12 protein-coding genes are annotated in these 15210 nt (G+C 58.8%); 3 read left to right on the forward strand and 9 right to left on the reverse strand.

Features of this window, described 5'->3' with window-relative positions; translation table 11 throughout:
- The first annotated feature begins 67 nt into the window (after window positions 1-67).
- Window positions 68-853: a helix-turn-helix transcriptional regulator gene (locus tag CFE47_RS03880; protein ID WP_286835572.1), complete on the forward strand. Its 786-nt coding sequence runs from the start codon at window positions 68-70 to the stop codon at window positions 851-853.
- A gap of 44 nt (window positions 854-897) precedes the next feature.
- Here CFE47_RS03880 and CFE47_RS03885 read toward each other — a convergent pair whose 3' ends face one another.
- From CFE47_RS03885 to CFE47_RS03900, 4 genes are read right to left on the reverse strand one after another with little or no spacing between them, the layout of a single operon-like run.
- Window positions 898-1977, reverse strand: coding sequence for a polyamine ABC transporter substrate-binding protein (locus tag CFE47_RS03885; RefSeq protein WP_286835573.1), 1080 nt, complete (start codon window positions 1975-1977; stop codon window positions 898-900).
- Between the two features lie 60 nt (window positions 1978-2037).
- Window positions 2038-2379 carry a cupin domain-containing protein gene (locus tag CFE47_RS03890; protein WP_286835574.1) on the reverse strand — a complete coding sequence of 114 codons (342 nt, stop codon included), beginning with the start codon at window positions 2377-2379 and terminating at the stop codon, window positions 2038-2040.
- 26 nt (window positions 2380-2405) lie between these two features.
- Window positions 2406-3812, reverse strand: a complete 1407-nt coding sequence (locus CFE47_RS03895) for an NAD(P)/FAD-dependent oxidoreductase (protein WP_286835575.1) — start codon at window positions 3810-3812, stop codon at window positions 2406-2408.
- 49 nt (window positions 3813-3861) lie between these two features.
- Complete coding sequence (locus CFE47_RS03900; protein ID WP_286835576.1) at window positions 3862-4671, reverse strand: helix-turn-helix transcriptional regulator; 810 nt, start codon at window positions 4669-4671, stop codon at window positions 3862-3864.
- Between the two features lie 258 nt (window positions 4672-4929).
- On the opposite strand from CFE47_RS03900, the gene CFE47_RS03905 reads away from it, so the two are divergent.
- Complete coding sequence (locus CFE47_RS03905) at window positions 4930-5202, forward strand: DUF1652 domain-containing protein (protein ID WP_185706290.1); 273 nt, start codon at window positions 4930-4932, stop codon at window positions 5200-5202.
- A 123-nt stretch (window positions 5203-5325) separates the two neighbouring features.
- On the opposite strand, the gene CFE47_RS03910 is transcribed toward CFE47_RS03905, so the two are convergent.
- Complete coding sequence (locus CFE47_RS03910) at window positions 5326-7773, reverse strand: UvrD-helicase domain-containing protein (protein ID WP_286835577.1); 2448 nt, start codon at window positions 7771-7773, stop codon at window positions 5326-5328.
- A 219-nt stretch (window positions 7774-7992) separates the two neighbouring features.
- Here CFE47_RS03910 and CFE47_RS03915 point away from each other — a divergent pair, with 219 nt between their 5' ends.
- Window positions 7993-8688 (forward strand): pirin family protein, encoded by a 696-nt coding sequence (locus CFE47_RS03915; protein ID WP_286835578.1) that lies wholly within the window; start codon window positions 7993-7995, stop codon window positions 8686-8688.
- Between the two features lie 105 nt (window positions 8689-8793).
- Here CFE47_RS03915 and pgm read toward each other — a convergent pair whose 3' ends face one another.
- The 4 genes from pgm to CFE47_RS03935 all read right to left on the reverse strand — a co-directional run bounded on the left by pgm (window position 8794) and on the right by CFE47_RS03935 (window position 15085).
- The gene (gene pgm, locus CFE47_RS03920) at window positions 8794-10437 is read right to left on the reverse strand and encodes a phosphoglucomutase (alpha-D-glucose-1,6-bisphosphate-dependent) (RefSeq protein WP_286835579.1); all 1644 of its coding nucleotides are present in this window, start codon (window positions 10435-10437) and stop codon (window positions 8794-8796) included.
- Between the two features lie 103 nt (window positions 10438-10540).
- Window positions 10541-11947, reverse strand: a complete 1407-nt coding sequence (locus CFE47_RS03925; protein ID WP_286835695.1) for an aminotransferase-like domain-containing protein — start codon at window positions 11945-11947, stop codon at window positions 10541-10543.
- On the reverse strand, window positions 11944-13356 hold the full coding sequence (locus CFE47_RS03930) for a hypothetical protein (RefSeq protein WP_286835580.1): 1413 nt from the start codon (window positions 13354-13356) through the stop codon (window positions 11944-11946). Before CFE47_RS03930 ends, CFE47_RS03925 begins: the two co-directional genes overlap by 4 nt.
- 706 nt (window positions 13357-14062) lie before the next feature.
- The gene (locus CFE47_RS03935; RefSeq protein WP_286835581.1) at window positions 14063-15085 is read right to left on the reverse strand and encodes a zinc-dependent alcohol dehydrogenase family protein; all 1023 of its coding nucleotides are present in this window, start codon (window positions 15083-15085) and stop codon (window positions 14063-14065) included.
- Window positions 15086-15210: the final 125 nt, after the last annotated feature.

A 15210-nucleotide genomic window follows, 5' to 3' on the forward strand; every position in this document is an offset into this window, starting at 1 on the left:
TCCCCCTTGACGGCACTCGGCAAAAGCCGAAGGCTTGGGCGATCTTTTGCTGGCGGGAGCCTGACACATGAGCCTGTTTCGGGAAGTCGGCATGCACGCAGGCCTGGGCCGCACCGTGGCGCACATCGGCACCGAGCACTTCTGGAAACAGCTGGTGTTGTTGCTGCACCAGAGCTTGGCGTTCGATAACGCCCTGGCGATTTACTATCCGCTGGAGGGCCCGCCCCAGGCCCTGGAAGAATACGATGCCCAGCCCAGTAGCAAACCGGCATCGATGCTGGTGTACCTCAATGGTTTGTATTTGCTCGACCCGTTTTTCCAGGCGTGCCGTGAGGGTTATTTGAGTGGCGTTTACCGCCTGGAGGAAGTGGCACCGGACCATTTTCGCCAGAGTGAGTACTACCTCAACTACTTCCACGACAACGTGCTGGAAGACGAGATGCAGTTCATCCTGCAACTACCGGGTGCGGGCACGCTGTCGTTGTCGCTGGGCATGCAGCGCAGGTTCACTGCCGAAGAAACCGGCTTGATGACGATGGTGGGTACGTGGGTAGTGCCGCTGATGCAACAGCATTGGCAGCAAAGCACGCAGCGTGTGCCGGCCATGGACACGCAGATACGCGATGCATTAAGTCATTTTGGCTGCGGTGTGCTGTCGGAACGTGAACTGGAAGTGGCGCGCCTGGTGTTGCGCGGGTTCTCGTCCAAGGCCATGGCCGAGCGTTTGAACATCTCGCCGGACACCGTGAAAGTGCATCGGCGGCATCTGTACGCGAAACTGGATATCTCGTCGCAACCGGAGCTGTTTTCGTTGTTTATCCAGTCGCTGGGGCACGACCTCGAAAACCCCTGAGACAGGACTCACTCGGTCAAAAATGTGGGAGCGGTGCGTCGTGCTTATTTACCGGTACGGATGGTGTTCCACACCCGCGTGCGAATCCGGTCAACGTTCAATGGCATCGCTTCCAGCGCAAACAACTTGCCCATCATTTCCGGGCTTGGGTAGACCTTGGTGTCCGCCTTGATCGCCGGGTCCACCAGGCTGTCCGCCGCGCTGTTGCCGTTGGCGTAATGCACGTAGTTGGTAATGCTGGCCATCACTTCGGGACGCAGCAGGTAGTTCATAAAGGCGTAGCCAGCTTTTTCATCCGGAGCATCGGCGGGCATGGCAACCATGTCAAACCAGATGGCCGCGCCTTCCTTGGGAATGTTGTAGCCGATGTTCACGCCGTTCTTAGCTTCCTTAGCTCGGCTTTCGGCCTGCAGGATGTCGCCGGAGAAGCCGACCGCCACGCAGATATCGCCGTTGGCCAGGTCAGCGGTGTATTTCGAAGAGTGGAAGTACGCCACGTACGGCCGCACTTTCATCAGCAGGTCTTCCGCTTTTTTGTAGTCTTCGGCCTTCTTGCTGTGATGCGGCAGCCCTAAGTAGTTGAGCGCAGCCGGCAGCAGTTCCGGGCCGTTGTCGAGGATCGCCACACCGCATTTTTGCAGCTTGGCCATGTTCTCGGGCTTGAAGATCAAGTCCCAGGAGTCCACGGGTGCGTTGTCACCCAGCACCGCCTTGACCTTGTCGATGTTGTAGCCAATACCGGTGCTGCCCCACAGATACGGGAAACCATGAGCGTTACCCGGGTCGTTGTTTTCCAGGGCCTTTAACAGCACGGGGTTGAGGTTTTTCCAGTTCGGCAACTGACTCTTGTCGAGTTTTTTCAACGCACCGCCCTGAATCTGCCGAGCCATAAAATGGTTGGACGGGAACACCACGTCGTAGCCGGATTTACCGGTCATCAACTTGCCGTCCAGGGTTTCATTGCTGTCGTACACGTCGTAGGTGAAACCGATGCCGGTTTCTGTCTGGAAGTTCTTGGTGGTGTCCGGAGCAATGTAGTCCGACCAGTTGTAGATCTTCACCGTCTCGGCGGCCTGGCTGATAGAGGCCACCAACATCAAGGGCAACAGGGCAATGGCTTTCATGGTTCGATTTCCTGGCGGTTTTAGGGCTGTTTTTATGGCAGGCGATCAAGGATCAAAGCGTTACAGAATCAATACGTAGGTCTTGCGCACGGTTTCCTGGATATCCCAGATTCCGGTGCTGTTGGCCGGCAACATCAGTGCATCGCCGGCTTCTATGTGAACGATTTCACCGCTGTCGGGGGTGAAGGTGCAGCGGCCCTGGATAAAGTGGCAAAACTCCTGGGATTTGATCTGCCGACGCCAGCGGCCCGGGGTGCATTCCCAGATGCCGGTTTCGACGCCGTCGGTGCGCTCAACGCTCAAGGTCGAGGCCACGGCGATAGGCTCGCCCAAGGGCACTGCCACCGGGGACGAGTCCGGCAGGTAGGCGTTCAGCGTGTCTTTGAATTGAGTGATGCTCATGGGTTTTCCCGTGTGAGTGAAACAACTTAGTGCATGAACCCTTCCATGAACCCGGCCACGCCTGTCGCCAACTTGCGGCGCCAAGGGGCGGTGTTGGGATTGGCCAACACCTGGTCTTCGTGGACGAAACTGCGAATGATCGCGTTGTAGCCCAACCAGCGGCACGGCTCGGGCTCCCAGGGCTTAAGTGCGTCCAGGCCGCGCTCATGGATAACCCAGGGTTGCTGGGTCAGCGCTGTGTCGCGCCCCAGGATCAAGTCGGCCAGGGTGCGACCACCCAGGTTGGTGGCGCCCACGCCCTCCCCGCCATAACCACCCGACAACGCAATGCCGGTCTTGTGGTCGCACAGCATGTGCGGCCGAAACTGGCGCGACATACCGAGGTTGCCGCCCCAGGAATGGGTAATCTTCACGTTTCTGAGCTGTGGGAAGAGTTCGCCGAACAGGTAGCGACGCAGCTCCACTTCACTGTCAGTCAAATCAAAGTTGTGACGCAGCTTGCCGGCGAATTGATAGCCGCCACGGGCGCCGAACACCAAGCGGTTGTCCGTGGTGCGCTGGCCGTACGTCACCTGACGGCTGCTCTCGCCAAATGCCTGGCCGTGGCTGAGGCCGATTTGGTCCCACGTACTGGCGGGCAATGGCTCGGTGGCCACGATCAGGCTTTGCACTGGCAATTGGTAACGGCCCAGTGGCGGCAAGGTGTTGGCGTACCCCTCGACGGCTGGCACCACCCAGGCGGCGCGCACGCTGGCCTTTGCGGTGCGTACACGACCGGACTGCCAATGGGTGGCCGGGGTGTTTTCGTAGATCCTGACCCCCATGCCCTCCACCACCCGCGCCAGACCGCGTACCAGCTTGGCCGGGTTGATGGTGGCGACATGGGGCGCATAGATACCGCCATAGGGCTTGGCGATGCGGATTTGTTTGGCCAGTTGCTCCGGGGTCAGCCAACGGTAATCGGCTTCGGTAAGGCCTTGCTCGTAGAGCTTGTCCAGGTAGCTGCGCAGGCTGCCTTCCTGCTCCGGGTAACGCGCGGCACAGTACAGCGCGCCGCCCTTGCGGTAGTCGCAGTCGATGCCCTCACGGGTGAGCACTTGCGCCACTTCATCGGGAATACCGTGCAACAGGTCAAACGAGGCGCGCCGTTGCTCGGGGTCAAGGCCTGCCAACAGGCGATCCTCTCCCAGCAGGTTGCCCATCAGCCAGCCACCGTTGCGCCCCGACGCGCCGAAACCGGCGGTTTGCGCTTCGATGATCGCGATGTTCAGCTCAGGGGCTTGGCGCTTCAGGTAGTACGCAGTCCACAGCCCGGTGTAGCCGGCGCCGATAATGACCACGTTGACGTCCAGGTCGTGCTCCAGCGATGGCCGCGCCACGAGCGGGTCGTCCAACTGGTCCATCCATAAACTGATAGTGCGCCATGCTGGCATGCCCGGTTCCCCACCCTCGTTACGATAGGGTGGATCCTAGGGCGCGGTGTCAGGGGCTGTCTTGCGCGCGTGCACGCAAAGAAATTTGTTTGACGTAAGCCTTGGGCGATTGGCCTGTGTGTTGGCGGAACGCGCTGTAGAACGCCGACAACGAATTGAAACCGGCAGCAAACGCCAGGTCATCGACCTTGATCGGCGGCGCGGCCTTGTCCAGTGCGGCCAGCAAATGCTGAAGACGGGCCTGGTTGACGTAACGGTAGAAGCTTTGCCCCAGCACCTGGTTCAGCAGGTAGGAAATCTGATTGCGGCTGTAGCCACACTCCTTGGATACCCGTTGCAAGTCCAGCTCAGGGTCCAGATACGGCTGCTTGCGCTCGAAGTACTGCTGCAAGTCATTGGCCATATGCCCGAGTTGCTGGGGCGACAACCCAAGGCGGCTGACCGTCGGACGCATCGCTTGGGCCGGCGGTTCATGCACCAGCGAGGCGTATTCATTGACCCGCCAGATCAGCCCATCGCGCACGGTAATCGCTTCACTGGTGCGAAACGACACCAGGCCGTGGCCACCCCGCAAGGTGATGCGGTACTGGATAAACGCGGTGTCGCCGTCGGCGCGGATGCGGTCGGTGTGCTCAATCGCTTCGTCGGCTTCGCGGGGCATGCTGGCTTGCAGGTATTCACGCAACTCGGCGTGGCCGATGACACGGTTCTGGAAGAAGTCGTGGTACTGGATGTCCGGGTGGTAGTAGGACATTACGCCGTCCAAATCCCGGTGCCGCCAGCACAGATGGTGGCGAAGGACCAGGTCACCCGTGGCTTGGGTGTGCAGGTTGTCATCGTCTAGGGCGATGTTTGGCATGGATGGCTCTGGGGCGGGTAAACCATGGAGATTGCCGAATTTTACAGGCTTCGACAATGGCCAATCGACAGTTCCGGATAATGGCCCTTTGCCCAATCCATCGGTAGGACATGACCTACATCATAGTTATGGAAAACAACCGCCGAACGGAGCGAAAAAACTCACCTTGGGCCTGCCCACGAGTGCTATTTTTTATTCCTTCGACGCCACGACCAGTGAAGGTCATGGCCCCCTGACGCGAGCTAAAGGAAGCGCTCAATGAACAAGGTGGGCAAGATGAATAAAGTGACGTTCCCGAATGCGTGCCAACTGATGCGCTGGCACTTTCATCCGATGGGCTTCGAGGGCAGCATGGACGCGCCCGGCAGCATGGTCGCCCGCCTGTTCGACCGCGCCAGCGGCGAAACGCTGATCGCCATTGCCGGCATCCCTTGCGCCACGGTGATGAATGCGGCAGATGTGGAGCGGATTATCGAGGCGGTGGAGGATGAACTGGAGGCGTTTGTGCCACCCGTGTCATTGCGGGCCTGACGCCCGTTTTTCAGACGAAGGCGGTGTGTCAGTCTGTGCAGATGCTGGCTGACCCACCGCTTTCGCAGGCTAGCCAGCTCCCACATTTGGATGTGTGCCAGGCTTGGGAGCTGCGTTCAGCTGCTAATTGCGTTGATCGTCGAAGAAGGCCTTCTTGCCATCCACCCGTTCTGACGCCTTCGGCACATTCACTGCCTGGCCTTCTGGCTTCTCCACATACCAATAGCAATGGCTCACTGCACGGGTAATGCCCACATAGGCCAGGCGTAATACTTCGTCTTTTTGCGCAGAGTCATACGGCTCACTGTCACCTTCCTTGCCCAGACCCGCCATTCGATATACCTGGTTCTTATAGGGGGATCGGGTGACGTGCTGGCAATCCCCAAACAGGAATACCGCATCTGCCTGCAGGCCCTTGGCACTGTGATAGGTCAGCTGTTTCAGCCTGCGAGAGGCGGGCGGCAAGCTAGAATCCACATTAAGTACAGACTGAATATGCTCTTTTATCAATAACTTATCGCTACTTTTTCGATACAGCATCAACACGCTTTCGCCCTGTTGATAGTGCTTGAGCAATTGCCGCCCCAGGGCCGCCTCATCCCGCTCCAGCACCGCGACCGGCACCAGTGTCTTGGGCGCACCACTGGCCTTGGCTTTTTTACCGGGGATCGCCGGTGCTGCGCGCACAATGTGCTCGGCGGCATCGATGATGTGTTGATGGCTGCGGTAGTTCTCACTCAGCATCACGCGGGTGGTGCTTGGCGATGGGAATTCCTTGTTGAACTCCATGAAGTATTTGGGCGAACTGCCACGCCAGCCGTAAATCGACTGCCAGTCATCGCCTACGCACAGCAGTGACGAATGCTGGGCACCGCGCCCTACATGCATGGCAGGGCCGCGGCTGCGAATCTCGCGCAGGCTGGCGCGCAACCAGGAAACGATCTGCGGGGAAACGTCCTGGAACTCGTCGATCATCAGGTGCGACAACGGCCGCAGCAACGGATCACTGAGCAGCTTGAGGTTTTCCGGGGTGTTCTCGCCGAACAGCGAGAACATGCGGTTGTACGTCATGATCGGCGGCGACTGGTCCAGCAGGTGGTCTTCCAGGGCCTTCCAGAAAATGCTCAGGGCTTCAAAGAACAAGCGGTCCGGGTCATCTTTGGCGAAGCTCATCTGGCCCACTGCCGTGGGCACGTCCAGGCCGAGGTTTTCGATAAACCCGGCGGCGGTCACAAAACTGTCCAGCAACGGCGCCGATGCCAGTTCGCCCTTGACCTTGTAATCAAAGCCAGGCCCGGCAGCGGCATCGCCGGCCAGACTGCTCAAAAGCCTCTTTGAAGACTCATAACTATCTATCCAGATCAAAGGTTTACGACAGAAAGCTTGAAACAGGGTGCGTTTTACTGCCCACTCAGCGCGCACTGAAAGTTTCGAGTTCGGCCGGCTGACCTGGGCGTTTTCCCGCGAGTCGAAGCCCAGCACCACCCAGGCATCCAGCTCGGGAATGTAGCCATGGCAGTGGAACTGCGCGCCGTTGATCTCCACTGGCTGACGGTTAGGCTCTATGCCCTTGATCGGCCAGGCCCCTGCACGGAACCACAGGTCTTCGATCACGTCGCAGAGCTCTTCATCGCGCTTGGCCGCCAGTTCGGTCACCGCCACACGCTTCTGCACATCTGGGTGATCGCGCTCCAGCTCCTTGAGTTGCAGGCCATGGCGGGCCAACGGTGCGATCAATTCGCGAAAGCGCGCGTGCTGGCCATGCAGGCGGTGGTAGCAGGCATTCATGTGCTGGCGTTGAGCTTCATTGATGCGCAGGTCGAACGGGTTGCTGTCGGCATCCTCAAAGCCCGCCCCCAGGTTCTCGAACGCTTGCAAGCGCTCAAAGCCCGGCAGGCTGCGCACCATCGGCAGGATACGCGAGTGAAAGGTGCGCACCACTGCCTGGGCCTCCTTGATACCAAGGGGTTGGCCCCACACGCTCAGAATTTCCATGAGCTTGTTGATGAAGTCCTTACGCGACTCCCGAGTGAAGGTGACCACGGTCATCGAACTCAGCTCGAAGCCCAGGTAATGGGTCAGCAGCAAAATACGCAGTACCAGCGAAGTGGATTTGCCCGCGCCCGCACCGGCAATCACTGAGGTAGACGGCGTATCGCTGAAAATCATCTTCCATTGCGCCGCACTGGGCTGGGCGTGGGCCGGCAGCAAGCGCGCCACGTCGGCCTTGATGCGCTTCTTCAATTCGGCAGTGAGCGGCAGTCGCCAATCATCGAACAGACTGTCGTCTACCCCAGGCGCACGGTGCTCGTCCGGGCGGAAGTCGCGGATCAACAGGACTTGGCGCCCTTCTTCGATGCCATCGGCCTTACCTTCGCGGTAGCCGTATTCCACGCCTGCCTCGTGACCGCTACGAAAACCATCGGCCTGGCCATGCAGCCAGGAAAACCGATGCTGGGCGCGTAGACGGGTCAAGCCATGGCCAAACAGGCGTGCGGCGAGGCGTTTGAGCAAGGGCATTTCCGCGAGTGGACGCAGTTCGGGAGGCAGATCAGGCTGTTGTTGCGGCACGCGGACTCCTGCGGTGTGCTTGGCGTTAACGAGTGGGCCATGGTCGCCGGAATCGGCGCCGAGTTCCAGCCAATTGCTTACCTGTCATGCAGTTAGCCGTTGAAGTGAAAGTCAAAACGCCAGCAATCAATCTAATCTACCGATAGGAATCAGGCATTTTTTACGCTTTTTATCGATCATCGGCTGGCGGATCATAGTCGGCATCAACAGGAGACGATCATGCTTGAACTTCGACCTTTCAACTCCCTGGGCGGCGCCCATCATGGCTGGCTTGACGCTCATCACCATTTTTCGTTTGCCGAATACCATGATCCCAAGCGCATGCATTGGGGCAACCTGCGGGTGTGGAACGATGACATCATCGCGCCGGGCACCGGCTTCCCACAGCACCCGCATCGCGACATGGAAATCATCACTTACGTGCGCGAAGGCGCCATCAGCCATGCCGATAACCTGGGCAACAAAGGCCGCACCGAAGCTGGCGATGTGCAGGTGATGAGTGCAGGCACCGGGATTGCCCACAGCGAATACAACCTGGAAGCCACGCCGACCAAGATCTTTCAGATCTGGATCATTCCCAACGAAGGCGGCCTGCCGCCGTCGTGGGGCGCCAAGCCGTTTCCGAAAGACGGTCGCGAAGGTTTTGTGACCCTGGCCAGTGGCAAGGCCGGTGACAGCGAGAGTCTGCGCATCCGTGCCGATGCACGGTTGGTGGCGGCGACGCTCATAGCCGGGGAAAGTGCGGAGTATCGATTGGACAGCGGACGCCGTGCGTATCTGGTGCCGGCAACGGGTGTGATTGAGATCAATGGCTTGCGGGCGCAAGCTCGGGATGGTGTAGCGGTTGAAGATGAGCAAGTGTTACGGGTTACGGCGATTGAGGACAGCGAGATCGTCTTGGTGGACCTGGCCTGAATGTGGGAGCGGGCTTGCTCGCGAAGGCGGTGTATCAGAAACACATTCAGTTACTGACACTCCGCCTTCGCGAGCAAGCCCGCTCCCACCTTTGGTTTTGCTGTGTTACTGGGAGATCGCGCCGTCTACCAGCACCTGGGCCTCTTCCACCAATTGCTTGAGGTGATCCTCGCCAATAAAGCTCTCGGCGTAGATCTTGTAGATGTCCTCGGTACCCGACGGTCGTGCCGCAAACCAGCCGTTTTCGGTCATCACTTTCAAGCCGCCAATTGCCTGGTTGTTGCCCGGCGCGTGGCTAAGAATTTGCTGGATGCTTTCCCCGGCCAGTTGAGTGGACGTCACCTGCTCCGGCGACAACTTGCCCAACAGCGCTTTCTGCGCCGGCGTGGCCTTGGCGTCGACACGAATAGCGAACGGCTCGCCCAGGGCGTCGGTCAGGCCACGGTAGATCTGGCTCGGGTCCTGGCCTTTGCGCGAGGTCATTTCCGCCGCCAGCAGCGCCGGGATCAGGCCGTCCTTGTCAGTGCTCCACACGGTGCCGTCTTTGCGCAGGAACGAGGCACCGGCGCTTTCTTCGCCGCCAAAGCCCAGCGAACCTTCGAACAAGCCATCGGCGAACCATTTGAAGCCTACCGGCACTTCGTACAGACGACGGCCAATGCGTGCAGCAACGCGGTCGATCAAGCCACTGCTGACCACGGTCTTGCCCACGGCCGCGTCGGCGCGCCAATCCGGGCGGTTCTGGAACAGGTAGTCGATGGACACCGCGAGGTAGTTGTTCGGCGCCAACAGGCCGCCAGACGGTGTGACGATGCCGTGACGGTCGTGGTCTGGGTCGCAGGCGAAAGCAACGTCAAAACGTTCCTTGAGACCGATCAGGCCTTGCATGGCGTAGCTGGACGACGGGTCCATGCGGATCTGGCCGTCCCAGTCGACACTCATGAAACGGAAGGTCGAATCGACTTCGGTGTTGACCACGTCCAGGTTCAGACGGTAATGCTCGGCAATCGCCGACCAGTAACGCACCCCTGCTCCGCCCAACGGATCCACGCCCAGGCGCAGGTCGGCGCTGCGGATGGCGTCCATGTCGATCACATTGATCAGGTCGGCCACGTAGCTGTTGAGGTAGTCATGGCGATGAGTGGTGTCGGCCTTGAGTGCCTGGGCGTGGGTGACGCGCTTGACCCCGGCGAGCTTATTGGCCAGCAGCTCGTTGGCCTTGGCTTCGATCCACTTGGTGACGTGGGTATCGGCCGGCCCGCCGTTCGGCGGGTTGTACTTGTAGCCGCCGCTCTGTGGCGGGTTGTGGGACGGCGTGATCACGATGCCGTCAGCCAAGCCACTGGTGCGGCCACGGTTGTAGCAAATGATGGCGTGGGAAATCGCCGGGGTCGGCGTGTATTCATCACCTTCAGCCAACATCACATGCACGCCGTTGGCGGCCAGCACTTCCAGCGCACTGGCACCGGCAGGCGTCGACAGCGCATGAGTATCCAGGCCAACAAACAGCGGGCCATTGATACCTTGCGCTTCGCGGTACAGGCAAATGGCCTGGCTGATGGCGAGCACATGCCATTCATTGAAACTCAGCTCGAACGAACTGCCACGGTGCCCCGAGGTACCGAAGGCCACGCGCTGGGTAGAGATTGCTGCATCAGGCTGGCCGGTGTAATAGGCCGTGACCAGTCGCGGGATATCCACCAGCAACTGGGCTGGCGCCGGTTTGCCCGCAAAAGGACTGATTGTCATGCAAAAACCTCGGAAAGAAGGATTAGGAAAAATGCCAGTTTACTGAGAGTTCGACTACTGCGCGACGTTATAAATCCTACGACCGAAAGAGAAACTTCACCCGCTAACCTATCTGAGCCTGGCGCAGTGCTTCGCTTAGCGTAACCAGGGTGTCGTCCAGGTTGGGTTGCCCATGAAACGTGTGGCTCAAACGTAGGTGCTGCTGGTGCAGGCCGCTGAGACTGAACAGCTCGCCAGGTGCCACCACCACATGTTGAGCGAGCAAGCGCTGGAATACCTGACGCATATCGACTGTCCGGGTGGAACCCAGCCAGAACGTAGCGCCGGCAAGTGGCATTCGGTAGGTCAACTGGCCCGCCAGGTGTAGCTCAAGGCGCTCAGCCATTTGCTCGGCTTGCTGACGCAACTGCTGGCGCAAGGTGCGCAGGTGCTGGTCCATGCGCCCGCTTTGGTACAACCGGGCAATAGCGCGCTGGCGGATCGACGATAACCGGAAGGAACGCAGTAAAAACTGGCGCTGCAATTCGCGGCTCATTCGCCGCGACAGCAGATAACCGTAGGGGGCTTCCGAACCCAGGATTTTCTCGAACGTGGAAAACACCATCAGCCGTTCGGGGTTCACCACGTCTCGCAACGGCGTATGTAGCGACTTGAAGTTCAACTCACCAAAGGTGTCGTTTTCCAACACCCAACAACCGTATTGATCCAGCAATCGCGCTACATCGAGTCGATCACCGGCCGACATGCCGAGCCCGGACGGCAAGCTGATTGTCGATGACAGCAGCACAAGGTGCACCGCTTCGACGTTCAGCAGGTGGTCGAGGGTGCCCAGGTCCAGGTTGCCATCCGCCAGCCAGGGCAGTTCGATGACACGCACCCCGGCATCCTGTAGTACACGCAGGATCAACCAGTCACAGGGCGACTCCACGATAACGGTGGTACCCCGCAGGCCCAGCACTTCGGTCAAGAGGTCCAGCACGCCACGCAAATCAGCGCCAATGTAGACATCGTCCGCGTGCCAGCAACGCGTAGGTGAGGAGGTATACCGCGCCGCCAATGCATCCCGAAGCTCCCAGACACCACAAGGTTGGGACCAGGGCTGCAGATGTCGCGGGTATTGGCGCACCAATTCCCGCTCCAGCTTTAACAGAGGGCCATCCAATGAGGCGAGGAGTGTCGGCTCATCACCGCTGAGCACCACCACGCTGGGTCGTCGAGCAGCGGCATACACACGATCAAGCAGATCCCCGCCTGTCCATGTCGGCGGCTGTGTCGGAATCGGCCAAGCGTAGTAACCCGACTTGGCCACCGAGTAGACCCTGCCCTCCTTCTCCAGTAGCGAATATGCATATTGGATCGTTGAGATCGATACGCTCAAACGCGTGGCCAACTGCCGCAGCGATGGCAGTTTTACCCGCGCATCGGTGCTGACCTCGCCGATCAGGCTGATGATGTAGCGATAGACCGCCTGGTAGGCAAAATCTGCCTGCCGCTCGCCGCGCAGGATCATCGACCGGACAATTGACAAGGCTGCCCATCAGGCCGCCTGGCCGCAAGGACATCAACCGCCTGCCCTTCTGGCCGCTTACGGTACAGGTGCTGCAACAAGGCCATCGGTAAACCGCTGGTGTCCGTGACCCACTGTTGCAGCATGTCGGCAGAGGGCTTGCCTTGTAGGACCTTGTGCAGTTCCGGCAGCGCCACCAGCATGCCCGGATGGCACTGACGCAGATAGCTTTCCAGGCGTTCGCCATGGTGGATAAACGGCGAATAGAGCATGCAGGTCAGTTGAGTTCCATCCAGGCCGAAGAATTGCTGTGCAAGGGTGTTCGAGGTATCACGTCCCTCGCGGGTTGTCGCCTGAGCCAAGAGCCGCTCGGGCAGCTCTCGGCGGCGTGTGTTCCGGGCCGCCTGCTGGATAAAGCCCTTCACACCCTCCTCATAATTAAGATCACGCAGGCATTCCCCCTGCAGGCCATGCAGATGAGCCATCAGTAACGGATTGGCATAGGCCGGCTGACTAAAGTGAAAGTCGAGCGGATCTGTCGCATAGGCCATGAAGTCGTTGAGCAAGGACGAGGATGCGGGCACCACACTTTCCAGCAGGTCGGCAATGCCGATATAAGCCAGATGGCGATGACACGCCTTGCTGGGGTTGCTGCTGGCGACGTAATGCTCGCCGTACATATCGCGGTAGTACCCCTCGCTCCATTCGGTCATGCGAGTGAACAAGCCGTTGAGAGTCGGCGGACGGGCGCTCGGTATGGCCACGCCCGCGCCTTGGGCTGACTTCTTGAGCCAGGCGAGCAGTTGGCTCTGCTTACGCGGGGAATCACCGCTGACCAATGCATGGACGCCGCCATGCCACGTGGTGACGCGTTGATGGAAATCACCCAGTGCCAAATAGGTGTCACTGCACAGTATCGCCCTACAGTCTCCTGAGGTCAGGTGGCCCGCCATCAGCATATTGCGCTGACTGGTTTCGCGACCCATGCTGGACGCCGGGCGCTGATGGTTGAAGGGGTGAACTTCCTGGTTGTCCACCATCAGCAGTTCTACCCGCGAGTCGTCATGGAAAAACAGCCGGCCGTAGCCACGGTTGAGCGTATCAAGCGTGCCTTGGGTCATGCCTGCATGCCGTAGGGTTGCGACTCGCAGCTTGAAGGTCCGAGGGGACCGACCCGCAATCGTCAATTGTGCGGCCCGCAACAGCGCCAGGGTGTAGCTGCTCACAACACCGCCGCCATGGGCGATCAAGACTTTGTAGTCGCCGATCTGCTCCATACCACCGGCTGACACAATGATCCGCTGAATCAACAATTGAAGTACCGTGCGTTCCTCTCGAGTAAAGTGCCCAATCAACCGTTTCAGAACTTGCTGGTAAACATAATTCATGGCCTGTTCGTGAATAGCGCTCATTGTTCTACTACCTACGTTTAAATATCAGTTTCGAGCAGCTGAAAAGTATGTGCCCGATCTATTGTGCGTGTAAGAGATTTGCTCGGCGCACCGTACGCCGATGAATAAACACTAGCACTCAGCAGCCATTCAAAATCGACACACTCACGGAGGATCCGAGCATGTCTCATGCACGCAAATGCAGCATTTACCGAGTGTTTAGGGCGGAAAGCACCGCCCTAGGATCGTTCCGACAAACTCCTACACACCTTTAACCAATCAATTAAAGAAGCGTCCCACCTACAGAACTCAAACAACTTATCCATTTGTTGAATTGAGACTTTCCTCGGGCCTTGTTGTTTCCATGATCCCACATGAGTGCTGCGTTGTTAGTTATGGCAACTACCAGCTGCGACTTCGAAGATTCAATCATTGCTCAGTCCTTGAGATGAAAGTGAAGATGCAATTATCAATGCTGGAGTATCGATTAACAGATACAGAACCTGGCCGAAAACCAGTCCAGATTGACACCAAGCGACAGGATGATGGCGCGCACACAACGACGCCGCGCTGGAATCCGGCGCGGCGTAAAGGAGAAAGGTAGATTTTGCTGGGCTAAAGCGCCAAACCGACGCTTTAGAGGTAGAGCAGGATGAGTCCTGTCAAATGGCGCTTTTGCCCCATTCGCCAGCGGGCTGGAAGAGTCGTTTGCGAATCTTCCTACACCCTAAACAGCTTCTACCTGCAACGCTACGCGTTCACGGCACGGACATTCGTCCATATAGCGGTGTGCTTCCACGAACTGGTTGAATGGAAACACTGTAGTTTTCAATGGCACCAGCACGCGATCAGCCGTGAGTTGGTTGATGTCACGCAGGGCACGTTGCAAAGCCACTTGGTCTTGGGTAATGCCCAGCTCCGGCTTGCCGGTGAAATTGCCTATGCAGTGCACAAAGAACTGAATGTTTTTCTGGAATGCAGCGCATGCCGGGAATGGCGTCTGGTTGCCACCCTGCAGGCCGTAAAGCACCAAGCTGCCACGGGGTGCCAATACATCACCGAGCAATGACATCTGCGGACCGCCAAGGCCGTCGAATACGACGTCCACGCCACGGTTATCAGTGAACTTGTTGACCTGCATCAGCAGATCCTGCTCTTCGGTGACAATGACTTTTTCCGCCCCGAGAGACAGCAAGTACTCGCGCTCTGCGCTGTCTTTGGTCGCGGCAATCACCCGCACACCCAAGGCTTTGCCCAGCTGTACAAAGGACGGGCCGGCGCAGTGGCTGGCGTCGGTGACCAGGGCGAACTGCCCAGGTTTGACGCGTGCCAGGTCCATGTACGCAAAGTAGGCAATCAGCAGCGGCGTGTAGTGCACGCTGGCTTCGATCGGGCTCAAGACATCCGGGTAACGGGTCAGGGCCGAACGGGGCAGGACGATCTGCTCGCCATACACCGGGTAATCATTGGGGCTCTCGGCCGGAAAACTGGCCACCTTATCGCCCACCGACAAATCTTCCACGCCGTCGCCTACTGCGACCACGACTCCGGCCATCTCATGGCCAAGCCCCGAGGGCAGGCGTGCATGGGAAGACGCCAGGTTCTGGCGCCACAAAATGTCATACCAACTGATGCCAATCGCTTCGACTCGCACCTGCACTTCGCCCGGTGCGGGCAACGCGGCTGCATGCTCTTCGCACTTGAGCACCTCGGCCGGACCAAACTTGTGAAAACGGATCGTGCGGGACATCGCAAACCTCGTCAAAGTAACCTCTAATGCCATGAACTCTATCTGGGCTTTCCCGGTAAGACCACAGGTCGCCGTTAATAGTCGACATGCCTGTCATTGATTCCGCACATGGGGAAAAGACTTCA

It is taken from the genome of Pseudomonas sp. PGPPP1, assembly GCF_002255865.1.
GTDB lineage: Bacteria > Pseudomonadota > Gammaproteobacteria > Pseudomonadales > Pseudomonadaceae > Aquipseudomonas > Aquipseudomonas cremoris.